Annotated in this window: 20 protein-coding genes and 1 pseudogene; 19 read left to right on the forward strand and 2 right to left on the reverse strand. The window is 73.1% G+C overall.

What is annotated here, in order from left to right:
• Positions 1–3: 3 nt before the first annotated feature.
• The 7 genes and pseudogenes from ACFOX0_RS08795 to ACFOX0_RS08825 form a co-directional block, all read left to right on the forward strand.
• Positions 4–645, forward strand: a pseudogene (locus tag ACFOX0_RS08795) (LAGLIDADG family homing endonuclease); the annotation flags it as partial.
• Between the two features lie 105 nt (positions 646–750).
• Positions 751–1,692: a Holliday junction branch migration DNA helicase RuvB gene (ruvB, locus tag ACFOX0_RS08800; RefSeq protein WP_377543575.1), complete on the forward strand. Its 942-nt coding sequence runs from the start codon at positions 751–753 to the stop codon at positions 1,690–1,692.
• A gap of 146 nt (positions 1,693–1,838) precedes the next feature.
• Positions 1,839–2,189, forward strand: a complete 351-nt coding sequence (gene yajC / locus ACFOX0_RS08805; RefSeq protein ID WP_377543375.1) for a preprotein translocase subunit YajC — start codon at positions 1,839–1,841, stop codon at positions 2,187–2,189.
• Between the two features lie 146 nt (positions 2,190–2,335).
• Positions 2,336–4,240, forward strand: coding sequence for a protein translocase subunit SecD (gene secD / locus ACFOX0_RS08810; RefSeq protein WP_377543376.1), 1,905 nt, complete (start codon positions 2,336–2,338; stop codon positions 4,238–4,240).
• Between the two features lies 1 nt (position 4,241).
• On the forward strand, positions 4,242–5,450 hold the full coding sequence (gene secF / locus ACFOX0_RS08815; RefSeq protein ID WP_377543377.1) for a protein translocase subunit SecF: 1,209 nt from the start codon (positions 4,242–4,244) through the stop codon (positions 5,448–5,450).
• 93 nt (positions 5,451–5,543) lie between these two features.
• A complete protein-coding gene (locus ACFOX0_RS08820) occupies positions 5,544–6,107 on the forward strand; it encodes an adenine phosphoribosyltransferase (protein ID WP_377543378.1) in 564 nt (187 codons plus the stop codon).
• Between the two features lie 168 nt (positions 6,108–6,275).
• Positions 6,276–8,897, forward strand: coding sequence for a RelA/SpoT family protein (locus ACFOX0_RS08825; RefSeq protein ID WP_377543379.1), 2,622 nt, complete (start codon positions 6,276–6,278; stop codon positions 8,895–8,897).
• Between the two features lie 65 nt (positions 8,898–8,962).
• On the opposite strand, the gene ACFOX0_RS08830 is transcribed toward ACFOX0_RS08825, so the two are convergent.
• Together ACFOX0_RS08830 and ACFOX0_RS08835 are read right to left on the reverse strand one after the other, a co-directional pair.
• Positions 8,963–9,796, reverse strand: coding sequence for a peptidylprolyl isomerase (locus ACFOX0_RS08830; protein WP_377543380.1), 834 nt, complete (start codon positions 9,794–9,796; stop codon positions 8,963–8,965).
• 114 nt (positions 9,797–9,910) lie between these two features.
• Complete coding sequence (locus ACFOX0_RS08835) at positions 9,911–10,822, reverse strand: peptidylprolyl isomerase (protein ID WP_377543381.1); 912 nt, start codon at positions 10,820–10,822, stop codon at positions 9,911–9,913.
• Between the two features lie 261 nt (positions 10,823–11,083).
• Between ACFOX0_RS08835 and ACFOX0_RS08840 the strand changes: the two genes are divergently transcribed.
• From ACFOX0_RS08840 to ACFOX0_RS08895, 12 genes are all read left to right on the forward strand, one after another.
• Positions 11,084–11,800: an MBL fold metallo-hydrolase gene (locus ACFOX0_RS08840; RefSeq protein ID WP_377543382.1), complete on the forward strand. Its 717-nt coding sequence runs from the start codon at positions 11,084–11,086 to the stop codon at positions 11,798–11,800.
• A gap of 42 nt (positions 11,801–11,842) precedes the next feature.
• Positions 11,843–13,171, forward strand: a complete 1,329-nt coding sequence (hisS, locus tag ACFOX0_RS08845) for a histidine--tRNA ligase (protein ID WP_377543383.1) — start codon at positions 11,843–11,845, stop codon at positions 13,169–13,171.
• Between the two features lie 67 nt (positions 13,172–13,238).
• Positions 13,239–14,189 (forward strand): acyl-ACP desaturase, encoded by a 951-nt coding sequence (locus tag ACFOX0_RS08850; protein WP_377543385.1) that lies wholly within the window; start codon positions 13,239–13,241, stop codon positions 14,187–14,189.
• Between the two features lie 222 nt (positions 14,190–14,411).
• Positions 14,412–15,464: a S1 family peptidase gene (locus ACFOX0_RS08855; RefSeq protein WP_377543386.1), complete on the forward strand. Its 1,053-nt coding sequence runs from the start codon at positions 14,412–14,414 to the stop codon at positions 15,462–15,464.
• A gap of 189 nt (positions 15,465–15,653) precedes the next feature.
• Positions 15,654–17,465 (forward strand): aspartate--tRNA ligase, encoded by a 1,812-nt coding sequence (gene aspS, locus ACFOX0_RS08860; RefSeq protein WP_377543387.1) that lies wholly within the window; start codon positions 15,654–15,656, stop codon positions 17,463–17,465.
• Positions 17,466–17,565: 100 nt separating this feature from the next.
• Positions 17,566–18,375, forward strand: coding sequence for an SDR family oxidoreductase (locus tag ACFOX0_RS08865; protein WP_377543388.1), 810 nt, complete (start codon positions 17,566–17,568; stop codon positions 18,373–18,375).
• A gap of 73 nt (positions 18,376–18,448) precedes the next feature.
• Positions 18,449–19,075, forward strand: a complete 627-nt coding sequence (locus tag ACFOX0_RS08870) for an ArsR/SmtB family transcription factor (RefSeq protein ID WP_377543390.1) — start codon at positions 18,449–18,451, stop codon at positions 19,073–19,075.
• Complete coding sequence (locus ACFOX0_RS08875; protein WP_377543577.1) at positions 19,069–20,358, forward strand: MFS transporter; 1,290 nt, start codon at positions 19,069–19,071, stop codon at positions 20,356–20,358. The genes ACFOX0_RS08870 and ACFOX0_RS08875 overlap by 7 nt, the downstream gene beginning before the upstream one ends.
• 93 nt (positions 20,359–20,451) lie before the next feature.
• Positions 20,452–20,667 carry a hypothetical protein gene (locus ACFOX0_RS08880; protein ID WP_377543392.1) on the forward strand — a complete coding sequence of 72 codons (216 nt, stop codon included), beginning with the start codon at positions 20,452–20,454 and terminating at the stop codon, positions 20,665–20,667.
• A gap of 67 nt (positions 20,668–20,734) precedes the next feature.
• On the forward strand, positions 20,735–22,324 hold the full coding sequence (locus ACFOX0_RS08885) for a replication-associated recombination protein A (protein ID WP_377543394.1): 1,590 nt from the start codon (positions 20,735–20,737) through the stop codon (positions 22,322–22,324).
• A gap of 2,315 nt (positions 22,325–24,639) precedes the next feature.
• Positions 24,640–25,350 (forward strand): hypothetical protein, encoded by a 711-nt coding sequence (locus ACFOX0_RS08890; RefSeq protein ID WP_377543580.1) that lies wholly within the window; start codon positions 24,640–24,642, stop codon positions 25,348–25,350.
• A 154-nt stretch (positions 25,351–25,504) separates the two neighbouring features.
• Positions 25,505–25,966: a DUF948 domain-containing protein gene (locus ACFOX0_RS08895; RefSeq protein ID WP_377543395.1), complete on the forward strand. Its 462-nt coding sequence runs from the start codon at positions 25,505–25,507 to the stop codon at positions 25,964–25,966.
• Positions 25,967–25,975 lie beyond the last annotated feature (9 nt).

Here is a 25,975-nt window from a genome sequence, read left to right on the forward strand (position 1 = left end):
GAGGTGGTCGCCGCACCGGATCACCCGTTCTGGACCGCCGAGGGCTGGGCCAAGGCCGGTGACCTCACCGACCGGGACGTGCTCGCCAACGTGCTCAGTCCGGAACTGACCGCCACGGCGACCCAGGACTCCGACGAGTTCCGGTTGGCCGGCTATCTCGTCGGGGACGGCTGCACCAGCAACCAGGTCACCTTCACCGGCGGTGATCCGGACGTGCTGGCCGACTTCCGGGCCGTCTGCGACCGGTTGGGCCATCCGCACCGGACCACCCCGAACAGCGCGCGCAGTTCGCTGATCCGGATCTCCGGGTTGACGGCCTGGCTGCGCGAGCACGAGCTGCTCGGAAAGACGGCCTGGCAGAAGCGGGTGCCAGCGTTCGTGCACCGCGGGGACGAATGGCAGGTGTCGGCCTTCCTGGGGGCGTACTTCGCCTGTGACGGCACCGTCAGCCGGCGTGGCCAGCAGCGGTACGACGTGGTGGTCGAGTTCTACAGCGTGTCCCGCGACCTGCTGGCGGACGTACAGCATCTGCTGCTCCGGCTCGGCGTGCAGTCCCGGCTGAAGCTCAAGCGAGGCCGCTACCAGGGCCGGCCGCACGAGTCCTGGCGGCTCAGCGTCACCAGCCAGGACGACGTCGCCCGGTTCGTCGAGCGGATCACCGTCATCGGGCAGCGCGGCGAACGGCTGCGGCAGTGGGCGCCCCGGCGGGACCGGTTCGAGGAGCGGCTGGCCGCGGACCGGGTGGCGTCGGTGGAGCCGGCCGGGCTGCACCCGTGTCGCTGCCTGACCGTCGCCGACGATCACACCTTCACCGTCAACGACCTGGTCGTGCACAACACCACCCTGGCCAACATCGTGGCCGCGGAGCTGGGCTCGGGGATCCGGGTGACCAGTGGCCCGGCGATCGAGCGATCGGGCGACCTGGCGGCGATCCTGACCGGCCTGGCCGAGGGTGACGTGCTGTTCATCGACGAGATCCACCGGATCGCCAGGCCGGCCGAGGAGTTGCTCTACAGCGCGATGGAGGACTTCCGGGTCGACGTGGTGGTCGGCAAGGGGCCGGGGGCGACCGCGATCCCACTGGACGTCGAGCCGTTCACGCTGGTCGGCGCGACCACCCGGTCCGGCCTGCTGACCGGGCCGATGCGCGACCGGTTCGGGTTCGTCGCGCACCTGGACTTCTACAGTCCGGCCGACCTGGAGGCGCTGCTGCACCGGTCGGCCCGGATCCTGGGCGTGCCGATCACCGACGAGGGCGCGGTGGAGATCTCCGGCCGGTCCCGGGGGACGCCGCGGATCGCCAACCGGCTGCTGCGCCGGGTCCGCGACTTCGCCGAGGTACGCGCCGACGGGGTGGTCACCCTGGAGACCGCCCGGGCCGCGCTGCGCGTGTACGACGTTGACGAGCTGGGCCTGGACCGGCTCGACCGGGCGGTGCTGTCCGCGCTGGTCGACTCGTTCCGGGGTGGTCCGGTCGGGCTGTCCACCCTGGCGGTGGCGGTCGGTGAGCAGCCGGACACGGTGGAGGAGGTCTGCGAGCCGTTCCTGGTGCGGGCCGGGCTGCTGGCCCGGACGCCCCGGGGCCGGGTCGCCACCGAGGCGGCCTGGCGCCATCTGGGGCGTACGCCGCCGAATGGTACATTTGGTACCGGTGCTCCCGCGGCGCCCGACCTGTTCACAACTGAGCCGTAACGCCGTAACGCGTTCGTGATCTGTACCGCATTCGGCGTTCCCAGCGTAAGGGTTTAGACTCGCCGCGGTTTGTACAGGACGTGAGATCCTGCCTCCGCTCCGACATCCCGATGTCGTACGGGGGCCAATGGGAAGGTAATACCACCGTGATTTTGGCAGCACAGGGCGGCGGAGCCAGCAGCATGATGCCGATCCTCATGATCGCGCTGCTCTTCGGCGTCATGTACTTCATGATGATCCGGCCCCAGCAGAAGCGGCGCCGCGAGGCGGAGCAGATGCAGTCCTCGATCGGCCCCGGCGACGAGGTGGTCACCATCGGTGGCCTCTACGGCACCGTGACCAGCGTCGACGACGAGACGGTGATGCTGGAGGTGGCCCCCGGTGTGCAGACCCGCTACGCCCGTCCGGCCATCGCCCGGGTGATCAACAAGACGCCCGAGGCGGACGCCGTGCCGGCGGCCGAGCGCATCCCGGACGAGGCCGAAGTCAAGGAGTGACCGTGCCGCGGCCACGCGCCGCGGTCGGTGAGCCCGGCCGGGTCGGCGGTGAGCCGCCCCGGCACCACGTCGCCGGGTAGTCCGGCGCCCAACCCCGCCGCCGCCCACCAGCAAGCGGCCGAATTCCGCAGGGAGACAGGACAGCCGTGGCACCACCTCAGGGACAGATGCGGCCCGGGCGGCAACTCGCCGTGCTCGGGCTGGTCTTCGTGGTCCTCTATCTCATGGTCTTCTTCGCCGGGGGCGCCAAGGGCGGTTTCACCGATCGGCTGCATCCCAAGCTGGGGTTGGACCTGATCGGCGGCACCCGGGTCACCCTCGAGGCGACCAACACCGCCAACGGTCAGCCGCCGACGCAGGAGAATCTCGCCGAGGCCCGGCGGATCATCGAGCAGCGGGTCAACGGTCTGGGCGTCTCCGAGGCGGAGGTGGTGACCGAGGGCAACCGCAACATCGTCATCTCGCTGCCCGGCCAGAACCGGGACCTGACCGAGGTCGGTAACGCCGCCGAGCTGCGCTTCCGCAAGGTGCTCAAGGCGGCCAGCGGCGCCGGCGTCAGCGCGGCGCCCGCGCCCACCGCGACGCCGACCCCCGGGGCGAACGCCGTGCCGAGCGGCTCGCCGTCCCCGGCCGGCACCGCCAAGCCGTCCGCCACCGGGTCGGCCAAGCCGGCCGCGCTCGGCGCGACGGGCAGCGGCGGTCAGGGCGGTTCGGCCCCGACGCCGACCCCGGCGGGCACGTCCCCGACGCCGAGCGCCTCGACCGGCGGCCTGCCGGCGGCGCCGACGGCCGAGCAGTTGCGGGCCGCCGTGCAGCAGAAGGTCGGCGCGGCGGCGTGGCAGGCGGCCAGCGCTCTGCAGGGGCCGGTGGACACCAGCCAGGACCCGACCGCGGCGGAGAAGTTCAAGCCGTTCGGCACGCTGACCGGTGAGGAGGTGGCCGTCCTTCCGGCGAGCATGCAGTTCAACGTCCCGACGATCACCTGCAAGCAGCTCAACGAGCGCCCGCCGGCGTCGATCAGCAACAAGGATGAGCAGGTCGTCTCCTGCGAGGACGAGGCCAGCAAGTTCCTGCTCGACAAGGCCAAGGTGCTCGGCACCGACGTGTCCAACGCCACCGCGCAGCTCGACCAGCAGAGCCAGTGGGTGGTCAGCCTGAAGTTCACCGGGCCGGGCCAGACCAACTGGACCAACCTGACCCGCGAGGCGTTCAACAACGAGGGCCAGGCCTGTGACGCCAGCGCGCTCGCCGGGGACACCAAGTGCCGGGTCGCCGTGGTGCTGGACAACGAGGTCATCTCCGCGCCGACGATCCAGGGCGTGCTGAGCGGCGACTCGCAGATCAGCGGCAGCTTCACCAACAAGACCGCCAGCGAGCTGGCCAGCCAGCTGCGGTACGGCGCCCTGCCGGTGACCTTCAAGCAGCAGGAGGCGCAGAGCGTCACCGCCACCCTGGGCGCCGCCTACCTGCAGGCCGGCCTGCTGGCCGCCGCGATCGGCATGCTGCTGGTGATCATCTACGCGTTCTTCTACTACCGGCTGCTCGGTACGGTGATCTTCCTCAGCCTGATCCTGTCCGGCCTGCTGGTCTTCGGCGCGCTGGTGGTGCTCGGCCGGCAGATCGGCTTCACCCTGACGCTTGCCGGCATCGCCGGTTTCATCGTCTCGCTCGGCGTCGCGGCCGACTCGTTCGTCATCTACTTCGAGCGGCTCAAGGACGAGATCCGGGACGGTCGAAGTCCCCGCAGCGCGATCCCGCGGGCCTGGGCGCGGGCCCGTCGGACGATCATCTCGGCCAACGCGATCTCGCTGATGGCGGCGGTCGTGCTCTACGTCGTGTCGGTCGGCACGGTGAAGGGCTTCGCCTTCGCGCTGGGCATGGCCACCGTGCTGGACCTGGTCGTGGTGTTCCTGTTCCGGCATCCGATCATGACGATGTTCGCCCGGACCCGGGCGTTCCTGTCGCCCAAGGTCAGTGGTCTGGGACGGGTGCTGGACAAACCCCAGACCGAGCCGGCCGGTCCCCGCAAGCAGCGCGTGAAGGAGGCCTGAGATGGCTCGTCGGGAGGGTCTGGCCGCCCGCCTCTACCGGGGCGAGGCCGGTCTCAACATCGTCGGCCGGCGGCGGATGTGGTTCACGGTCGCCGGCGTGCTGGTGCTGATCGCCATCCTGGGTATGTCGATCCGCGGGTTCCACCTCGGCATCGAGTTCAGCGGCGGCAACTCGTTCCAGGTGCCGGCCAGCGTCGGCACGCTGGAGCAGTCGGAGGGCGCGGTCAACGACGCGTTGGCCCGGATCGGCGACGAGGACAAGGTCGTCTCCACCCAGCGGATCGGTGGGCCGGGCGGCAACTACTACGAGAGCCGGACCACCGAGCTCACCCCGGCGCAGTCCACGGCCGTGCAGAACGAACTGGCGGAGAAGTTCGGCCTGAAGCCGGACCAGATCACCGCCAACCGGGTGAGCGCAGCGTGGGGCAGCCAGGTGACCGAGCGGGCGCTGCTCGGTCTGGTGATCTTCGTCGCGCTGGTGATGGTCTACCTGGTGGTGCGCTTCGAGTGGCGGATGGCGGTCGCCGCGGTCTCCTCGCTGCTGCTCAACCTGACCCTGACCGCGGGCGTCTACGCGCTGGTGGCGTTCGAGGTCACCCCGTCGACGGTGATCGGCTTCCTGACCATCCTCGGCTTCGCGCTCTACGACGTGGTGGTGGTGTTCGACAAGATCCAGGAGAACACCCGCGGGATCACCGGCAGCAGCACCCAGACCTACCCGGAGGCGGCCAACCTGGCCGTCAACCAGACCCTGATGCGGTCGATCAACACCAGTGTGGTGGCCCTGCTCCCGGTCGGCGGTCTGCTGTTCATCGGCGCGGGCCTGCTCGGTGCCGGCACGCTGAAGGACCTCGGCCTGGTGCTCTTCGTCGGTCAGGGCCTCGCGGTCTACTCCTCACTGTTCTTCGCCACGCCGGTGCTGGCCACCCTCAAGGGCTTCGAGCCGAAGATCCAGAACCACACCAAGCGGGTGCTGGCCCGGCGGGCCAGCGGCCGGGACGCGACGCCGACCGGCCGCCGGGCGTCCCGGCCGGCCGAGCCCGCCGTCACCGGCGAGACCGGCGAGGTCGAGCCGGCGGGTGCGGTGAGCGGCCCGGTGCCGAGTTCCACCCCGAAGGTCGGGGCCCGTCCGGCGGGCAAGCGGCCGTCCGGCGCCCGGGGTGGTCGCCCCGGCGGGGGTAACCGGCCCAGCGGCGCCAAGCGCCGCTGACATCCGACAAGAGACGACGGAACGGGCCACGAGGCGTTCCTCCCACCGGTACGCGGTGCGGGGGCACGCCTCGTGGCGTGTGAGAGGAGCACCGTGACGGAGACCGGCACCGACGTACGGGGGGACAGCGGCCCGGCCGTGGCCGAACTGGTGGCCAGCCGGGTGCTGGACGTACCGGACTTCCCGCAGCCCGGGGTGGTGTTCAAGGACCTGATGCCGTTGTTCGCCGACGGGGACGTGTTCCGCCGGGTGATCGACGGGATCGTGGCGTACCACGGGCGGGAGTCGTTCGACGTGGTGGTCGGCATCGAGGCGCGTGGCTTCGTGATCGCCGCCGCGATCGCGTACGCGACCGGGCTGGGTGTCGTGCCGGTGCGCAAGGCCGGCAAGCTGCCCCGGCCCGCCTACGCCGCCTCGTACGCGCTGGAGTACGGCGAGGCGACGTTGGAGGTGCACCAGGACGCGTTCACGGCCGGGCACAAGGTCCTGGTGGTGGACGACGTGCTGGCCACCGGCGGTACCGCCGAGGCGACGCTGGACCTGGTGGAGCGGGCCGGTGGCACCGTGGCCGGCTTCACCGTACTGCTGGAACTGGCCTTTCTCGGCGGGCGGCGACGGCTGGAGCCGCGCCCGGTTCATGCCCTGTTGACCGTTTGACGGCTGGTGCTCGTGCCGGCTCGTCGGTCCGTTCGCCGGACGGCGCGACCGGGACCGCATGCGGGTAGGATTGCCTTTTCGTGACCAGGCGGGCTGCCGCCCACCTGGCGGACGCGGGACCGGTTCCGTTGCGGCGGGATGATCCCCCGGCGAGGTGTGAGGAGGCCGGTGTCCCACGATGTCGCCCCTCCGACGGAGGGCACGGTGCATCCGACTGGCGAGGCTGACGGCGCGGTGAAGCGGCCGGCCGATCCGGTGGTCCAGCCGCAGGCCACCCCGGACCCGGGTGCCGACGGGCCGGCGGCCGGTGTGCCGGGGACCGGTGCGTCCGCGGCCGGCGGGGCGACGACCGGCGCGTCCGTGAACGGCGGGTCCGCGTCCGGTGCCTCGGCGAACGGCCGGTCGGCGGGCGGTGCGGCCGCGACCGGGGGCGGCAACGGTTCCCGACCCGATCCGGCCGGTGACCCGCTGACCCCGGAACCGCTGGCCGACGACGACCCGGCGGCGACCTCCGGCGGGTTCAGCGGCCTGGCCGGCGCACCGACGGGGCGGCGGGTCCGGGCGCGGCTGGCCCGGTTCAACGCGCCCTGGCAGAGCTCCCAGGTGAGCGAGGTGCTGGAGCCGCTGATCGCCACCCACCGGGCGTCGCACCCCAAGACCGATGCCCGGCTGCTGCAGCGGGCCTTCGACGTCGCCGCCCGGTGGCACTCGGGGCAGTACCGCAAGTCGGGGGACCCGTACATCACCCACCCGCTGGCGGTCGCGACGATCCTGGCCAATCTCGGGATGGACACCACCACCCTGGTCGCGGCGCTGCTGCACGACACGATCGAGGACACCGACTACGGCCTGGAGGAGATGCGGGTCGAGTTCGGTCCGGAGGTCGCCCTGCTGGTCGACGGGGTCACCAAGCTGGACAAGGTCAAGCTCGGCGACGCGGCCAAGGCCGAGACGATCCGCAAGATGGTCGTCGCGATGGCCAAGGACCCCCGAGTCCTGGTGATCAAGCTGGCCGACCGGCTGCACAACATGCGTACGCTCTCCTTCCTGCCCGCTCCGAAGCGGGAGCAGAAGGCCAAGGAGACGTTGGAGATCCTGGCGCCGCTGGCGCACCGGCTCGGCATGAACACGATCAAGTGGGAGCTGGAGGATCTCGCCTTCGGGACCCTGTTCCCGAAGCGGTTCGAGGAGATCAACCGGCTGATCGGCGAGCACCAGCCGCAGCGGGAGGCGCTGCTGCGGCAGGTCACCAACAAGGTGCAGGTCGACCTGAAGGCCGCCAAGATCAAGGCGGAGACCACCGGTCGGCCGAAGCACCTCTACTCGATCTACCAGAAGATGATCGTCCGGGGTCGGGACTTCAACGACATCTACGACCTGGTCGGGGTGCGCATCCTGGTCGACACGGTGCGGGACTGCTACGCCGCGCTGGGCGTGATCCACGCGAACTGGCAGCCGGTGCCGGGCCGGTTCAAGGACTACATCGCGATGCCCAAGTTCAACATGTACCAGTCGTTGCACACGACGGTCATCGGGCCCAGCGGCAAGCCGGTCGAGATGCAGATCCGCACGTACGCGATGCACCGCACCGCCGAGTTCGGCATCGCCGCGCACTGGAAGTACAAGGAGCACAAGGGCACCCAGATCGTCGGGCCGCCGGCCCACATCGACGAGATGACCTGGCTGCGGCAACTGCTGGACTGGCAGCGGGAGGCCAGCGACCCGAGCGAGTTCCTGGACGCGCTGCGCTTCGACCTGTCCAGCCAGGAGGTCTACGTCTTCACGCCCAAGGGCGACGTGATCCCGCTGCCGACCGGGTCGACGCCGGTGGACTTCGCCTATGCGGTGCACACCGAGGTCGGGCACAAGTGCATCGGCGCCCGGGTCAACGGCAAGCTGGTGCCGCTGGAGTCGACGCTGTCCAACGGCGACGTGATCGAGATCTTCACCTCGAAGTCCGACACGGCCGGACCGACCCAGGACTGGCTCGGCTTCGTCAAGAGTCCCCGGGCCCGCACCAAGATCCGGCAGTACTTCAACAAGGAACGCCGGGAAGAGGCGATCGAGGCCGGCAAGGACGCCATCGTCAAGGCGATGCGTAAGCAGGGCATGCCGTTGCAGCGGATGCTCAGCTCCGACAACCTGATGACCATCGCCCGCGACCTGCACCTGGCCGACGTGGCCTCGCTCTACGCGGCGGTCGGCGACAGCCAGGTCTCCGCCCAGTCGGTCGTGCAGAAGCTGATGGCCGGCTACGGAGGCGAGGAGGGCGCGGCGGAGGACATCGCCGAGACCGCCGTCGCCACCCGCCCGCCGCGCAGCCGCAGCAGCAGCCACGACCCGGGCGTGGTGGTCCGGGGCGTCAGCGACGTGTGGATCAAGCTGGCCCGGTGCTGCACGCCGGTGCCGCCGGACAGCGTGTTCGGCTTCGTGACCCGGTCCGGCGGGGTGAGCGTGCACCGGGACGACTGCGCCAACGCCGAGGAACTACGCGTGCAGTCGGAGCGGATCGTCGAGGTCTCCTGGAAGTTGACCTCGGCCTCCACCTTCCTGGTGGCCATCCAGGTCGAGGCCCTGGATCGGCACAAGCTGCTGGCCGACGTGACCCGGGTGCTCTCCGACGAGCGGGTGAACATCCTGTCCGCCACCGTGACCACCACCCGGGACCGGGTGGCGGTCAGCCGGTTCAGCTTCGAGATGGCCGACCCGAAGCACCTGGGCCACCTGCTGGCGGCCGTCCGCAAGGTGGACGGGGTCTTCGACGCGTACCGGGTGACCTCCGGCGCCTGAAACCACGGCGCCCGCCCCACCTCGTACGGGTGGGGCGGGCGCCGGTTTCGTGGCTGCGCGGGCGGTCAGGACTCGCGGGCGCTCATGGTCAGGGTCTTGATCAGTACTTCCTTCTTGGGGTGGCCGTCACCGGGCTGCCCGTTCGCCCCGTCGTCACCGGCCTTGGCGACCTCCTTGACGAGGTCCAGGCCGCCGGTGATGGTGCCCAGCACGGTGTAGCTCGGATCGAGCTGGGAGTCGCCGTAGACGATGAAGAACTGGCTGCCGGTGCTGTTCGGCTGCTGGGTCTTCGCCATCGCGATGACGCCCTCCGGGTACGCCGGGCGCTTGTCGGTGGGCAGGTTCTCCTCGGCGAAGCGGTAACTCGGGCCGCCGGTGCCGTCGGTCTGCCGCCACCCCTTGCCGGTCACGCTCGGGTCGCCGCACTGCAACACCTGGATGCCCTGGGTGACCAGGCGGTGGCACTTGGTGTTGTCGAAGAACTTCTTGCTCGCCAGGTAGGTGAAGCTCTCGGCGGTGCAGGGCACCTTGCTCACGTCGATCTTCGCGGTGATCGGGCCCAGGTTGGTGTCGATCGTCATCGTCTGGGTGCCCTTGGCGTCCACCTGGGTCGGCGGGACGCCGACGTCCTTGACCTGAGGGGTCCGGGACTCGGGCGGCGCCACGTTCCAGCCGCACTGGACCTTGTCCGGGGCGGCCTTGTCGGCCGGCTTCTTCTTGTCGTCGCCGAGGCTGGCCACCAGCCAGACGGTGCCGGCGACCACGAGCAGCAGGACCACACCGGCACCGACGCCGGCCTGAATCCGTCGGCGCTTGCGCGCGCGTTCGGCCCGCTCGGCCATCTCCTTCTCGAGTCGTGCCCGCGCCGCGGCCCGTTGCCGCTCTCTCGTGGACGTCACGCTGGCTCCTCCTGGGCTATCTGGCGGTGCTTGGTCGTCTGCGCCTGGCATCGTTGTCTCCAAGCTGATCAGGCTGTGCTGATCAGATCCGGGCCGATCAGGTTGTGGTGCCGATCAGGACTTGGCGGCCGTGCTCGGCGGGTTCGACGGCGTCGGGGACGTCGTCGCGGGCGGCGGCGCTGCCGGGGTGGGTGTCGCGGTGGCCGGCTCGCCGACCGTCAGGCTCTGGATCACCACGTCGGTCTTCGGCTTGACCTTCGCCCCGGTCCCATTGTCCACGGTCTCCAGGCCACCGATCCGCTGCACCACGTCCAGCCCGGCCGTGACCTTGCCGACGATCGGGTACTGCGGACTGGTCGGGTTGAAGTCCTTGAAGAAGATCAGGAACTGGCTGCCGTTGGAGCCCGGCGGGTTGCCGACCAACGCCACCGTGCCGGCCGGGTAGAGCGGCGGCTGGGCCGGCGCCGAGCTGGCCGAGGGGGACGGCTCCGGGGTGGGCGCCGACGGGGTGTTCTCGCTCGGGAACGAGTACGACGGACCGCCCTGTCCGGTTCCACCGGGGTCGCCGCAGCGCACGGCACCCTCGGTGGTGATCTCGTGGCACTTGGTGTTGTCGAAGAACGACTTGCCGGCCAGGTAGCTGAAGCTGGCGCCGGCGCAGGGGGCGGTGGCCAGGTCGAGCTGCACGGTCACCGGCGCGCCCTGGTTCGTGGTGATCGTCATCGGCCGGCTGCCGGAGGTGGGCAGGTCCTTGGTGGGCGGCTCGCCGACGTCCTTGACGTTCGGGTTGGTGTCCGCCCGTACCGGCGTCCAGTCGCAGACGTCGGCGGCGGTGTCCGCGGGCGGCTTGCGGTCGAAACCGCCCAACGCCCAGACCGAGCCGAGGACGATCAACGCCAGCGCGACAGCGGCGCCGACACCGGCCCGGATGCGCCGTTGCCGGCGGGCGGCGGCGGCCCGCCGGGCCATCTGCCGGTCGAGCTTGGCCCGCGCCAGTTTGCGCTGCCGGTCCCTGCTGGAGGCCACCCGCGCTCCCTTCCTCTACCTGGTGATCGTGTGCCGGGTGATCGTGGGCGTCGGCCGACCGCCCCACCATGCGGTCACGTGCGCCACGCCACACGCCCGCCAGAGTGTACGGGTATCCGCTGAGAAAGTGGTGTACGAGGTCGCCCTACGTGGTATCGGATGAGATCGGCGGTAACTGTGGGGCGCCCGGGACGGCGCGGCCCGGCCGTGGCGGCAGATAGGCTGCACCGGACGACAACACCGCCGTGGAGGGGAGCGCACGTGCTCGTGGCCGGCTTTCCCGCGGACGCCTTCGGCACCAACTGTTACGTGGTGGCGACCGCGCCGGGGGAGCAGTGCGTCGTGGTCGACCCCGGGATCGGGGTGCTCGACCGGCTCGACGCGCTGCTCGCGGAGCACCGCCTGCAGCCCGCCGCCGTCCTGCTCACCCACGGCCATCTGGACCACACCTTCTCGGTGGCGCCGGTGTGCGGGGCGCGCGGGATCACCGCGTACGTGCACCCCGGCGACCGGGACATGCTCGCCGACCCGGCCAAGGGGCTGTCGGCGGACCTCACCCAGCTGTTCGGCGGGCGGCTGCCGTACACCGAACCGGAGGACGTCGCCGAGCTGACCGACGGCGCGACCCTGGCCCTGGCCGGTCTGGAGATCACCGTCGACCACGCGCCGGGCCATACCGGCGGGTCGGTGCTGTTCCGGCTGCCGGCGGCGGGCACCCGGTGGGCGGCGGACCAGGTCTGCCTCTCCGGGGACGTGCTGTTCGCCGGCTCGATCGGCCGCACCGACCTGCCGGGCGGCAGCATGCCCGCCATGCTGGCCAGCCTGCGGGACAAGGTCCTCCCGCTGGCCGACGACACCGTCGTCCTGCCCGGCCACGGTCCGGAGACCACCATCGGCCGCGAGCGCGCGAGCAACCCGTACCTTCGTCAGGTCGCGGACCGCGCCGCCGCGCGACCGGCCCCCAGCCGAGGTCTGTAGAGCTTTCCCCGCGCCTCGCGCGGGACCTTGAGGAGCGTCGTCATGAGTAAGCCCACGCCCATTTCCGGCTTTCCGGAGTGGCTGCCCCCGCAGCGGATGATCGAGCAGTACGTGCTGGACCGGATCCGCACCACCTTCGAGCTGTACGGCTTCGCCCCGCTGGAGACCCGCGCGGTCGAGCCGTTGGACCAGTTGCTGCGCAAGGGGGAGACCTCCAAGGAGGTCTACCTGCTGCGCCGGTTGCAGGAGGAGGCCGGTGGACCGGCCGGCGACAGCGGTCTGGGTCTGCACTTCGACCTGACCGTGCCGTTCGCCCGGTACGTGCTGGAGAACCAGGGCAAGCTGCAGTTCCCGTTCCGCCGCTACCAGATCCAGAAGGTGTGGCGCGGTGAGCGCCCGCAGGAGGGGCGCTACCGGGAGTTTCTGCAGGCCGACATCGACATCGTCGACCGGGACACCCTGCCGGCGCACCACGAGGCCGAGCTGCCGCTGGTGATCGGCGACGCGCTGGGCGGGCTGCCCATCCCGCCGGTGCTGATCCAGGTCAACAACCGCAAGGTCTGCGAGGGCTTCTACCGGGGGATCGGGTTGACCGACCCGGACGCCGCGTTGCGGGCGGTCGACCGCCTCGACCGGGTCGGCCCGGACCAGGTGGCCGAGCTGCTGGTCGGCACCGCCGGGGCCACCCCGGAGCAGGCCAAGGCGTGCCTGGCGCTGGCCGGCATCTCCGCGCCGGACGCCTCGGTGGCCGACGAGGTCCGCGCGCTCGGCGTCGAGCACCCGCTGCTGGACGAGGGCCTGGCCGAGCTGGTAGCGGTGCTGGAGACGGCCGCCGCGCACGCGCCGGGGCTGTGCGTGGCCGACCTGCGGATCGCCCGCGGCCTGGACTACTACACCGGGACGGTGTACGAGACCCAGCTGCGCGGCTACGAGCGGTTCGGCTCGGTCTGCTCCGGCGGCCGGTACGACAACCTGGCCAGCTCCGGGGGCACCAGCTTCCCGGGGGTGGGCATCTCGATCGGGGTGACCCGGCTGCTCGGCCTGCTCTTCGGCGCCGGCGAGCTGACCGTGTCCCGGTCGGTGCCGACCTGTGTGCTGGTCGCGGTGCCGGACGAGGCGCACCGGCCAGAGATCAACCGGATCGCCGACCAGTTGCGCCGCCGGGGCGTGCCCACCGAGGTCTCCCCGTCGGCGGCGAAGTTCGGCAAGCAGATCCGGTACGCCGAGCGGCGGGGCATCCCGTACGTCTGGTTCCCGGGCGCGGACGGCGCCGCCGACGAGGTGAAGGACATCCGCTCCGGCGACCAGGTCCAGGCGACGCCGGACGGGTGGACGCCACCGGCGGCCGACCTGCGGCCGGTGGTGGGCTGACTTCGACTGGCGGTGCGTGGGAACTTAACCTACGGTGGCGTAAGTTACGCCACCGTAGGGAGAGTTCGTGACCGTCACCAGCAGCACCGCTCCGCTCAGCCAGACCGCCCTGCTCGTCGAGCTGGAGCCGGTCGTCGCCCGCAACCTCGACCGGCATCTCGGGCTGGCCAAGGAGTGGTTCCCGCACGAGTACGTGCCGTGGAGCGCCGGCCGTACCTTCGACGGACCGCTCGGGGGTGCGGCCTGGGCGCCGGGTGACTCGACGATCCCGGACGTGGCCCGGACGGCGTTGGTGGTCAACCTGCTCACCGAGGACAACCTGCCGTCGTACCACCACGAGATCGCGACGCTGTTCGGGCGGGACGGCGCCTGGGGGACCTGGGTGCACCGGTGGACCGCGGAGGAGGGGCGGCACGGGGTCGCGATCCGCGACTACCTGACCGTGACCCGGGCGGTCGACCCGGTCGCGCTGGAGCGGGCGCGGATGGACCACATGTCGGCCGGCTACGTCAACGCGCACGGCGACGAGGTGCTGCACTCGCTCGCGTACGTCTCGTTCCAGGAGCTGGCCACCCGGATCTCGCACCGCAACACGGGCAAGGCGACCGGCGACCCGGTCTGCGAGCAGTTGCTGGCCCGGGTGGCGGCCGACGAGAACCTGCACATGGTCTTCTACCGCAACCTGCTCGCCGCCGCCTTCGAACTCGCGCCGGACCAGGCGATGCGGGCGGTGGCCGACGTGGTGGCCGACTTCCAGATGCCCGGCAGCGGCATCGACGGATTTGCCCGCAAGTCGGTGGCGATCGCCCTGGCCGGCATCTACGACCTGCGTCAGCACCGGGACGAGGTGCTGGTGCCGGTGCTGCGGCAGTGGGACGTCTGGAACGTCACCGGGCTCGGTGGCGAGGGCGAGGCGGCCCGTGAGCAGTTGGCCCGACACCTGGCCGAGTTGGACCGGGCGGCGGCCCGGTTCGAGGAGAAGCGGGACGCCCGGCGGGACCGGCTCGCCGCGCGCTGACCCCGCTCGCGGGCGCATCTTATAGATGTGTGTCTGTTGACTCAACTGTTACGCCGCAGTGGCGGATGGAGAAAATTTTGTCACGGCGCATGTATTGCTGGCGATCTTAAATATCTGAATACTTCTCCATGACCCGGCCGGAACCCCCATTTTCCGCCAGGTTAGGCATCGGGACGCGTCAACCCCCGGCCGTCCCGCCGTCAACCCCCATGGAGGACTCGCATGCGACCCACGAGGTCACTCACCCGCCGTGCCGCGACCACCCTCGCGGCCGGCGCGCTCGTCGCCGGTGTACTCGCCGGCGCCCCGGCCGCCCAGGCCGCCCCGGCCACGACCGCGTCCCCCGACGCCGCCGCCGCGCTCTCCGAGCGGCTCGGCGCCCGGTCGGCCGGCAGCTACGCCGACGCCAACGGCCGCATGGTCGTCACCGTCACCGACCAGGCCGCGGCCAACGAGGTACGCGCCGCCGGCGCCGCGCCGAAGCTGGTCGCCCGCGGCGTGGCCGTGCTCGACGGGGCGAAGGCCGAGCTGCGTCGCTCGGCCAGCATCCCGGGCACCGCGTGGTGGACCGACGCGGCCACCAACCAGGTCGTCGTCTCGGTCGACAGCACCGTCACCGGCGCCAAGCTCGACCAGGTCAAGGCCGTCGCGCAGAAGCTCGGCGGGGCGGTCCGGGTCGAGTCCGAGCCGGGCGTGCTGAGCAAGCGCCTCTCCGGCGGCCAGGCCATCTACACCGGCGGCTACCGCTGCTCGCTCGGGTTCAACGTGCGCAGCGGCAGCACCTACTACTTCCTCACCGCCGGGCACTGCACCAACCTCGGGTCGACCTGGTACTCCAACTCCAGCAAGACCACCGTGCTGGGCACCCGGGCCGGCACCAGCTTCCCGGGCAACGACTACGGCATCGTGCGCTACACCAACGGCAGCGTCCCGCCCGGCGACGTCTACCTCTACAACGGCAGCTACCAGGACATCACCTCGGCCGGCAACGCGTACGTCGGCCAGGCGGTGAAGCGCAGCGGCAGCACCACCGGCCTGCGCAGCGGCTCGGTCAACGCCACCAACGCCACGGTCAACTACGCCGAGGGCAGCGTCTCCGGCCTGATCCGTACCAACGTCTGCGCCGAGGGCGGCGACAGCGGCGGCTCGCTCTTCGCCGGCAGCACCGCACTGGGCCTGACCTCCGGCGGCAGCGGCAACTGCACCTCCGGCGGCACGACCTACTTCCAGCCGGTCACCGAGCCGCTCAGCGTCTACGGCGTGAGCGTCTACTGATCCACCGGCACCCACTGATCCACCCCGTACCAGATCGAGCCGCCGGGTCCGCCCGGCGGCTCGATCCGTGTCCGGGGTACGGCGGAGGTGTCCGCTTCCGCGAGGGCCCGTCCGCACACCCGGGACCGGCCCTCCCGGCGGCCCTGACAGAATGCGGGGGCAGTCCGTACACGTGAGGAGACACCAACCGTGATCCGTACCCATGACGCCGGTAGCCTGCGCGCGACGCACGCCGGCACGACGGTGACGCTCGCCGGGTGGGTGGCCCGCCGGCGCGACCACGGTGGGGTCATCTTCGTCGACCTGCGCGACGCCTCCGGCGTGGCGCAGGTGGTGTTCCGCGAGGAGATCCAGGCGGCGCACGCGCTGCGCAACGAGTTCTGTGTCCGGGTCACCGGCGAGGTGACCCGGCGTCCCGAGGGCAACGACAACCCGGACCTGGCCACCGGCGAGGTCGAGGTGACCGCCACCGAGCTGACCATCCTCTCCGAGGCGGCGCCGCTGCCGCTGCCGGTGGACGACCAGGTCGAGGCCGGTGACGACGTCCGCCTCAAGTACCGCTACCTGGACCTGCGGCGCAGTGGTCCGGCGCACGCCATGCGGCTGCGCTCGCGGGCCAACCAGCTGGCCCGGGGCGTGCTGCACGCCCGGGACTTCCTGGAGATCGAGACGCCCACCCTGACCCGGTCCACCCCCGAGGGGGCCCGGGACTTCCTGGTCCCGGTCCGGCTGCAGCCGGGCACCTGGTACGCGTTGCCGCAGTCACCGCAGCTGTTCAAGCAGCTGCTGATGGTCGGCGGGATGGAGCGCTACTACCAGATCGCCCGGTGCTACCGGGACGAGGACTTCCGGGCCGACCGGCAGCCCGAGTTCACCCAGCTCGACATCGAGATGTCCTTCGTCGACCAGGAGGACGTGATCGAGCTGGGCGAGGAGATCGTCGCCGCGCTCTGGGCCGACCTGGCCGACCACGTCATCCCCCGGCCGATCCCGCGGATCACCTGGCACGACGCGATGGCCCGGTACGGCTCCGACAAGCCCGACCTGCGCTACGGCGTGGAGCTGACCGAGCTGACCGACTACCTGCGCGGCACCCAGTTCCGGGTGTTCGCCGGGGCGATCGACGCGGGTGGCTACGTGGGCGCCGTGGTGATGCCCGGCGGGGCCAGCCAGAGCCGCAAGGAGCTGGACGGCTGGCAGGACTGGGCCAAGGCGCGGGGCGCCCGCGGCCTGGCGTACGTGGTGCTGGACGCCCAGACCGGCGAGCCGCGCGGCCCGGTGGCCAAGAACCTGTCCGCCGAGCACCTCGGCGGGCTGGCCGACGCGGTCGGCGCGAAGCCGGGGGACGCGGTCTTCTTCGCCGCCGGCACGAACGCCCGGGAGGCGCAGGAGCTGCTCGGTGCGGCCCGGATCGAGATCGCCAAGCGGGCCGGCCTGATCGACGAGGACGCCTGGGCGTTCTGCTGGGTGGTCGACGCGCCGATGTTCGAGAAGACTGACGAGGGCGGTTGGACGGCCGTGCACCACCCGTTCACCTCGCCGAATGCCGACTGGGTGGACCGGTTCGAGGAGGCGCCGGACAAGGCCCTCGCGTACGCGTACGACATCGTCTGCAACGGCAACGAGATCGGCGGCGGGTCGATCCGTATCCACCGGGCCGACGTGCAGCGCCGGGTCTTCGACCTGCTCGGCATCACCCCGGACGAGGCGAACGACAAGTTCGGCTTCCTGCTGGAGGCGTTCAAGTTCGGCCCGCCGCCGCACGGCGGCATCGCGCTGGGCTGGGACCGGACCTGCATGCTGCTGGCCGGCGCCGACTCGATCCGCGAGGTGATCGCCTTCCCGAAGACCCGGGGTGGCTTCGACCCGCTGACCGGCGCCCCGACGCCGATCACCGCGCAGCAGCGCACCGAGGCCGGCATCGACGCCAAGCCCAAGCCGGCCGCGACGCCGCACACCGGCACCGCCGGCCCGGCCGCGCCGGTCGCCGATCCGGTCTGACCCCGGTCGCCCGGAATCCTGGCCCCGACGGAACGGCCCGCGTCATGATGACGCGGGCCGTTCCGGTCCGTGGCGACGTGCCGATCCGAAGGTGGTGCGGATGAGACTGCTCGTGGTGGGCGCCAGTGGCTTCCTGGGCGCCGAGGTGTGCCGGCAGGCGATCGCCGCGGGGCACCGGGTGGTGGGCACCCACCGTTCGGCCGCCGTCGGGGTGCCGGGCGTCGAGCCGCGCCGGCTGGACATCACCGACCGGGCCGCCGTGCGGACGCTGCTGACCGGGGTACGCCCGGACGCGGTGGTGTCCACCGCCTACCGCACCGACGACTGGACGATCACCGCCGACGGGGCGGCCCATGTGGCGTGCGCCGCCGCGGAGGTTGGCGCCCGGCTGGTGCACCTGTCCAGCGACGCGTTGCACGCCGGGCGGCCGACGCCGTACCTGGACGAGGACGTGCCGACGCCGGTGCACGCGTACGGGGCGGCGAAGGCGGCGGCGGAGACGGCGGTGCGGGCGGTCGACCCGGGCGCGGCGCTGGTGCGGACCTCGCTGATCGTGGGGGAGGGGAGCAAGCAGATCCAGCTCTGCCGGGACGCCCTCGCCGGCCGGGCCACCCTGTTCACCGACGAGGCGCGCTGCCCGGTCGACGTGACGGACCTGGCCGCCGCCGTCCTGGAACTGGTCCCCTCCGGGTACGCCGGTCTGCTCAACGTGGCCGGGCCGGACCCGGTGAGCCGGGCCGAGTTGGGCCGGCTGGTGGCCGGTCACGAGGGCGTCGACCCGGCCGGGCTGAAGACCGGCACCCTCGCGGAGGCCGGGCTGCGCCGGCCCGCGGACGTACGGCTGGACTCCGCCCGCGCGGCCGGCCTGCTGCGGGTCCGGCTCCGCGGCGTCCGGGAGTTGTTCGACTGAACCGACCGACGACATGCACAATTTCTTTGCATGAGTCTTGTGCACAGAAAGTGTGCACAGATATTGTGCAACCATGGAGAACGACGAGACGCGGGTGCGGCCCGAGCCGCGCGCGGTCCGGCTGGACCACCGGCAGGTGCGGATCCTGGCCCACCCGCTGCGGATGCGGGTGGTGGGCGCGCTGCGGGTGCGCGGGCCGCTGACCGCGACGGCCCTGGCCGAGCTGCTCGACACCAACACCGGCGCGACCAGTTACCACCTGCGGCAGCTCGCCGAGGCCGGCCTGGTCGTCGAGGACCCGGACCTGGGCACCGGCCGGCAGCGGTTCTGGCGGGCCGCGCACGACGTCACCAGCTGGGAGGCCAGCGACTTCGACGACGACCCGGACTCGCGGGCCGCGATCGAGTGGATCGAGGACGACCAGGTCCGGCACCTCGTGCAGCACGCCGAGCGCTGGTCCGCCACCCGGCACGAGTGGTCGCCGCGGTGGCGGGACGCGTTCGGCATGGGCGACGTGTTCCTCACCATCCCGGCCGCCCGGCTGCAGGAGCTGAAGGCGGAGGTGTGGCGGATCTTCGAGCGGTACCGGGAGGCCGCCGACCCGGCCGAGCCGGACGCCGCCCAGGTGGAGCTCTACCTCGCCGCGTTCCCGCTGCTGACCGGGGCGCGGCCGGCCACACCGCCCGGGGAGGAATCGTGACCGCGCTGTCCGTACGCCAGGTCCGCGACCGTTACCTCGTCCTGCACGGCCTGCGCTGGCTGCCCACCGGCCTGACCATCCCGGTGCTGGTGCTGCTCCTGCAGGAACGCGGCCTGTCGTTGTCCCAGATCGGCCTGGTCGGCACCGCGCAGGGCCTGGTCATCCTCGCCCTGGAACTGCCCACCGGCGGGATGGCCGACGCCCTCGGCCGCAAGCCGCTGCTGGCCACCGCCTGGGCGATCGGCCTGTGTTCGCTCACCCTCTTCGCGGTCGCCCAGTCCTTCTGGCTCTTCTTCCTCTACTCCGCGCTGCAGGGTGTCTACCGGGCGCTGGACAGCGGCCCGCTCGAATCCTGGTACGTCGACGCCACCCTGGCGGCCGACCCGCAGGCCGAGTACGAACGCGGCCTCGGCTGGGCCGGCACGGTCATCGGGATCGCCATCGGCGCCGGGGCGCTGCTCGGCGGCGGTCTGGTCGCACTCGGCCCGGTCGGCCCGGTCAGCGCCCTCACCGTGCCGGTGTTCGTCGCCGTCCTGCTGCAGGGGGTGGCCCTGACGGCACTGCTGGTCCTGCTGCGCGAGACCCGGCCGGCGCGGGGCGCGGCCGCGCTGCGGGCGTCGATCGTCGAGGCGCCACGCATGGTGGGTCGGGCCGTCGGCCTGCTGCGCCGGTCCCGGGTGCTGACCGCCCTGGTCGCGGTGGAGCTGTTCTGGGGCTTCGGCATGGTGACCTTCGAGTCGCTGCTGCCGGTCCGCCTCGCCGAGGTGGTCGGCGACGCGGACCGCGCGGCGGCGCTGCTCGGGCCGGCCGGCTCGGCGGCCTGGCTGGCCAACGCCGCCGGAGCCGCGCTCACCCCGTTCCTGCTGCGCCGGATCGGGGCCGCGCCGGCCGCCGCGCTGATGCGGATCCTGCAGGGCGCCACCGTGGTCGGGATGGGCCTGCTCGCCGGCCCGGTCGGGGTGCTCGTGGCCTACCTGGCCTGTTACGCCGTGCACGGCGCGTCGAACCCGCTGCACGTCGGCCTGCTGCACCGGCAGGTCGACGGCCCGTACCGGACCAGCGTGCTGTCGCTGAACTCGATGATGGGGCAGCCGGCCGCAGCGCTCGGTGGGGTGGTCCTGACCGCGCTCGCCGACCGCAGCGGGGTGGGCCTCGCGATGCTGGTCGGTGCGGTGGTGCTGGCCGTGGCCGCGCCGCTGTACCTGCCCGCCTGGCGGGCCGCCCGCAGGGCCGGACCGGAGCCCGTGCCGGCCCGGACACCCACCCCGGCCGGTACCGGCTGACCGGCGCGGGTCCGGCCGTCCACGGTGGAGATTGCGCGGCGACCGGACTGGGTACATCGGGGCGGCACCACCCGGGACCCCATGGAGGACATCATGCTCGCCATCGCCGCGGCGATCGTTTTCGGATTCGCCCTGCTGCTCGACCTGCTCAACACGAACTTCGGTGCACCGGACCTGTTCAACTGGAACACGCTGGTGCTGATCGGTCTGCTCCTGCTGGCCCTCTACCTGGCCGGGGTGGGCAGCGGCCCGCGCGCCGGTGGCGGTGGCGGGCGCTGGTACCGCGGCCGTCGGCCCGGCCGGGGCTGACAAGATCGAACGGCCCGGCTCTCGGCGCGTTTCCGGCGTCGGAAGCCGGGCCGGTAGTGTTTCGGCGATGGAGTCCGACGGCCTGTTCCCCCTCGTCGATCCCGGTGGCGCGCGCGTCGCGCCGGCCGGGCCGGTCGAGGTGGCCGGATTCGCCGCGCCGGGCGCCGACGCGCCGCTGCCGGTCCGGATGCGCCCGGCCGCCCTGGACGAGCTGGTCGGCCAGGAACACCTGCTCGCGCCGGGTGCGCCGCTGCGCCAGTTGGTGACCGGGAACTCGCCGATGTCGGTGATCCTGTGGGGGCCGCCGGGCAGCGGCAAGACCACCATCGCGCACCTGGTCGCCGGCGCGACCGGACGCCGCTTCGTGGCGATGTCGGCCCTGTCCGCCGGGGTGAAGGACGTCCGCGCGGTGATCGACACCGCGCGTCGGGGGCGGCGGTCCGGCGGGCCGCCCACCGTGCTGTTCATCGACGAGGTGCACCGGTTCAGCAAGACGCAACAGGACTCGCTGCTGGCCGCCGTCGAGGACCGGACCGTCACCCTGCTCGCCGCAACCACCGAGAATCCGTACTTCTCGGTCATCTCACCCCTGCTGTCCCGCTGCGTGCTGCTCACCCTGCAACCGCTCGACGACGCGGCGGTGCGCGGCCTGCTGCGCCGCGCGGTGACCGACGAGCGCGGCCTCGGCGGCGCGGTCACCCTCGCCGACGACGCCGAGGACCATCTGGTACGGCTGGCCGGTGGCGACGTCCGCAGGGCGCTCACCGCGCTGGAGGCTGCCGCCGGTTCGGCGGCGGCGCAGGGCGACGACAAGATCGACCTGGCCACCGCGGAACGCGCGGTCGACGTGGCCGCCGTCCGGTACGACCGGGACGGTGACGCCCACTACGACGTGACCAGCGCCTTCATCAAGAGCATGCGGGGCTCGGACGTGGACGCGGCGCTGCACTGGCTGGCCCGGATGCTGGTGGCCGGTGAGGACGCCCGGTTCATCGCCCGCCGGATCGTCATCTTCGCCAGTGAGGACATCGGGATGGCCGACCCGACCGCGCTGTCCGTGGCGACCGCCGCCGCCCACGCCGTCGAATTCGTGGGGCTGCCCGAGGCACAGCTCAACCTCGCCCAAGCGGTGATCCACATGGCCACCGCGCCCAAGTCCAACTCGGCCACCGCCGCGATCGGCGCGGCCATGGCGGACGTCCGGGCCGGCCGGGGCGGCCCGGTCCCGCCCGGGCTGCGCGACGCGCACTACGCCGGTTCCCGCGGCCTGGGACACGGCCGCGGCTACCGCTACCCGCACGACGACCAGCGCGGCGTGGTCACCCAGCAGTACGTGCCGGACGACCTGACCGGGGTCGACTACTACCGCCCGACCGGACACGGCGCGGAGCGGGCGGTGGCCGCCCGGCTGCCCGTGCTGCGCGGCATCGTGCGGGGTGCGCCGGCGCCGACCGGTGCCGGCCGAGCCGACTCCGCGACCGGTGCCGGTGCCGGCCGGGCCGACTCCGCGACCGGAGCCGGCCGGGCCGACTCCGCGACCGGTGCCGGCCGGACCGACCCCGCGTCGGGGAACGGTAGGTCGGAGCCGGCCCGGGGTAACGGCACGGTGGCGGACGACGACAACGACACGGCGAGTGCCGGGGGGAATCACCAGTGAGATCGCGCGGATCGGACCAGCCGGGGGACGGCCGGGACGAACGGCCGGAGGCACCGGCCAAGGGGCGGCGCTGGGGGCGGGGCGGCCGGACCGAGCAGCCGGCGGAGCCGCCGGTCAGCGGCGAGGAGTTCGGCTGGATCGACGACCTGCGGACCGCCAAGCAGCAGCGGGTGGACATCGGCCCCGGGGGCGACGGCGCAGACGACCCGCCGCCCGCTCCACGGCGGGAGAACCCGCCGCCCGGCGCACGGCGGGCGGCACCGCCGGCCGGACCGTCCCGGCCGGACACGCCGCCGGACGGCGCGCCGCGCCGGGACGCCCCACCGCCGTACCCGGCCGGACCGGGGACGCGACCCGGCACGGCGGCCGGTGCCCCACCGCCGCGCCGTCCGGGTCCGGGTACGGGTGACCTCAACCAGCCCTGGCCCGGCGCGGGACCGTCGGCCCCGGCCGGACCGCCGGGCGGCCGGTCCCGACACGGCACCGCCGACCAGCCGGCCGTACCGGCCGACCCGCCGCGCCGGTCCGGGCCGACCGGCCGGGACGGTTTCCCGCCGGGCGGGCGGCCACCCGTCGACGACCCGACCGCCGGGGTGCAGCCGTGGCCCGCTTTCGGTCAGGGCGAGCGGACCGATCGGCGGCCCGGTCCGGAGCGGGGCGAGCCGGTTGACCGGCGACCCGGGTTCGCTCCGGCCGAGCCGGCGAGCCGGCGGCCCGACCCGGCTGACGTCGACGCGCCGACCGGTCGGCACGGTGAGCGCGGCCGGCGGCCCGCTCCGGCTGACGTCGACGCGCCGACCGGTCGGCACGGCGACCGTGGCCGGGACCGGCCCGAGTCGGGCCGGCTACCGGACCGCGGCGCCGCCCGGTCCGGCGCCGCGCCGCCGCCCGGGTCCGGACCCGGTGCGCCGGCCGGTCCGGGTCGTTTCCCGGCCCGCCCGCCCGTGGACGACCGGGCCGGCGGTCCGCGCCATGCCGGCGCCGACCCGACCGGCGCCACCGACGCGCCCGCCGGCCCGGTGGTGCCGCGCAGCGGCAACGCGCCGGTTCCGCCACCGCTGCCCAACCGGGACCCGTCCGGCGCGTCGACCACCGGAGGCTTCCGGCCGGCCGGACCACCCGCCGGCGGGTCCGTGCCCGGGCCACGCCGGGACGGCCCACGGCGGGCCGCACCCGACCAGTCGGGCCCGCCCCGACCGGGTGCGGAACCACCGGTGACGGCCGACCGGTCGGGTTGGGACGGCCCCCGGCCCGGCCGCCCCGGCCCGGCCGACGCCGCCCCGGACCGACCCGCCCGACCGGCCGACTGGCTGCGCCGAGCCGGCCGTACCGGTCGGACCGGTGACCTCGGTCCCGGCATCGGCCAGCAACCGTCCGGTGACCAACCGTCCCCCGGCGGGCCGCTGGACCGGACCGTGCCCCGCCTGCCGGGTCCCGACGGCGCTTCGCCGGTCGGTCCGAACCGGCCCGGTGCGCCCGGCCGGTCCCGGGACGCCGCCGGGCCGATCGGCCCGGAGCGCCGGCCGGCCGGCCCGCCGACCGACCGGCCCACCGGGCGGACGAGCGCCGCGGCGAGCGTGCCGGCGCCGCCACGCCCACCCGCCGACCGGTCGACCGACCCGTCCGGGCCCGACCAGACCGGCGCCGGACCGCGCCGGGAATCCGGCCGCCGGCCCGCCGGCCCGCCACCCGTCGGTGGTCGCCCCGTGCCGGGAACCCCCGGCCGCCCGTCCGCGGAGGCGCCGGCGACGCCCGGCCGTCCCGTCTCCGGTGCGCCGGGAATGCCGGGCCGTCCGGTGTCCGACCCGCCGACCGGCCCGATCCGGCCGTCGTCCGGTCCGCCGACCGCTCCGGGCCGTCCCGTGTCGGGTGCCGCGACGGCATCCGTACGCCCGGCGTCCGGCCCGCCCACGGTCCCCGCCCGTCCGCCCGCCGGTGGTCGGGTCCGCCCGGTCGAACCCGGTCGGGCCGTGCCGGAGCAGCCCGGTCCCGGCCCGCGCCCGGGACAGGTTCCGCCGGGACGGGCCGAGGGGCCCGACGGCCCGCCCGGCCCGCGTCCGGGGCAGGGCCCGCCGGGACGGGCCGGGCAGCCCGACGGTCCACCCGGTTCGCGTCCCGGGCAGGTTCCGCTCTCCAGGCGGACCACCGTCCCGGACGGCGGCGCCACACCGGTGGCCCGGGCCGCCGCGTCGGTGCCGGCCGCCGGCCCGACCGCACCCGGCGGCCGGGCATCGGTGCCGCCGCCCCCCGTCGACCCGGCCCGGTCGGACGCTTCAGGTCGATCGGACGCTCTGGCCCGGTCGGACGTCGGATCGGTGCGACCGGAGGGACCCGAGGTCGGAACCGACGACGCGGGTTCGCCCGGGTCGCGCGCGGGCTCCGAGACCAGCCGGCAGTCGCGGGAACAACGCCGGCTGCGGGCCGCCGCCCTGATCCTGGCCTGCCTGGTGGTGCTGGCCGCGTTGCCGCTGTTCTTCGGCATCCGGGCCGCCACCCGCGATCCGGTGTTCACCTCGCTGGACGAACTCGACGTGCCGGCCTGGGCGGCCCTCGGCAAGCGGGACGACGACGTGAGCGGCAGCCGCTGGTGCCTGATCGAGTGCCGGTTGCGGGAGCGCACCGTCCAGTCCGAGAAGGCGCCGGACGAGACCGCGCGGGCCTACCAGCAGGCCCTCGTCACCGCCGGGTGGCAGCGGTGGAAGCCCGCGCTGTGCCCGGAGCAACCGGTGGAGGGTCACTACACCTGCTGGAAGCGCGACGAACTCACCCTCGACCTGTGGGTGCGCAAGCCGGCCTGTGTCAACCCGGCCCCGCCGGACGGCGCACCGGCCGACCCGAAGAAGTCGACGGCGCCGAACGGCGCCGACGACTGCTCCGGTGCGCAGGTGTCGGTCAAGGTGCGCAACGCCATCGACGACGACCGGACCAAACCGCAGCCGAGCACCGATCCGTCACTGACCGGGGTCGACCCCGACCCCACCCTCCCGGACGACCCGCTCCGCGGACCGACACCCGCCCCGTCCTGAGGTCCACCTTCGTCACGGACGGTAGGGTCTGGGTCTGCACGGTGGCGTGCCGTGCGGTTGCGTGGTGATTGGTGGCCCGTGCCCGGATAGGCACGCGCCCCAGCGGGGTATGACCCGCCCGGTTGACAACGGCTTTCGGCGAAGGAGGATTCGCGTGCACCTTGGAGAGATCGCGGCGCTGGTTGCGGCCTGCGCGTTCGCGTTGCTGGTGCTGATTCTGGCCATACCGATCTTCCGGCTGCGGCACACGGTCGACGCCGCCACCCGGGCGATCAACGACATCAACGATCGGACGGCCCCGCTGCTGGGCAACGTCAACACCACGGTCGAGAACGTGAACACCGCGCTGGGTCAGGTGCAGACGTCGCTGGACGGGGTGAACATCCAACTGGCGAAGGTCGACACCATGACCGGGCACGTACAGAACATCACCGCCAACGTCGCCAACCTCTCCACGGTGGTCTCCGCGGCGGTGGCCAACCCGCTGGTCAAGGTCGCCGCCTTCGGCTACGGCGTCCGCAAGGCGGCGGCCACCCGCCGCAACGCCGAGCAGGAGCGCGAGGTGCGGGCGACGATCAAGCAGCAGCGCCGGGCGGCCAAGCGGGCCGGACGCTGATCCCGCCGC

Source organism: Micromonospora zhanjiangensis, from assembly GCF_042650605.1.
GTDB lineage: Bacteria > Actinomycetota > Actinomycetes > Mycobacteriales > Micromonosporaceae > Micromonospora_J > Micromonospora_J zhanjiangensis.

What these genes read in the sequence shown, in the direction of transcription:
- secF (WP_377543377.1), top strand. Translation starts at nt 4,242, where the DNA reads ATGGCTCGTCGGGAGGGTCTGGCCGCCCGCCTCTACCGGGGCGAGGCC.
- hisS (WP_377543383.1), top strand. Translation starts at nt 11,843, where the DNA reads ATGAGTAAGCCCACGCCCATTTCCGGCTTTCCGGAGTGGCTGCCCCCG.
- ACFOX0_RS08855 (WP_377543386.1), top strand. Translation starts at nt 14,412, where the DNA reads ATGCGACCCACGAGGTCACTCACCCGCCGTGCCGCGACCACCCTCGCG.
- ACFOX0_RS08865 (WP_377543388.1), top strand. Translation starts at nt 17,566, where the DNA reads ATGAGACTGCTCGTGGTGGGCGCCAGTGGCTTCCTGGGCGCCGAGGTG.
- ACFOX0_RS08870 (WP_377543390.1), top strand. Translation starts at nt 18,449, where the DNA reads ATGGAGAACGACGAGACGCGGGTGCGGCCCGAGCCGCGCGCGGTCCGG.
- ACFOX0_RS08880 (WP_377543392.1), top strand. Translation starts at nt 20,452, where the DNA reads ATGCTCGCCATCGCCGCGGCGATCGTTTTCGGATTCGCCCTGCTGCTC.
- ACFOX0_RS08885 (WP_377543394.1), top strand. Translation starts at nt 20,735, where the DNA reads ATGGAGTCCGACGGCCTGTTCCCCCTCGTCGATCCCGGTGGCGCGCGC.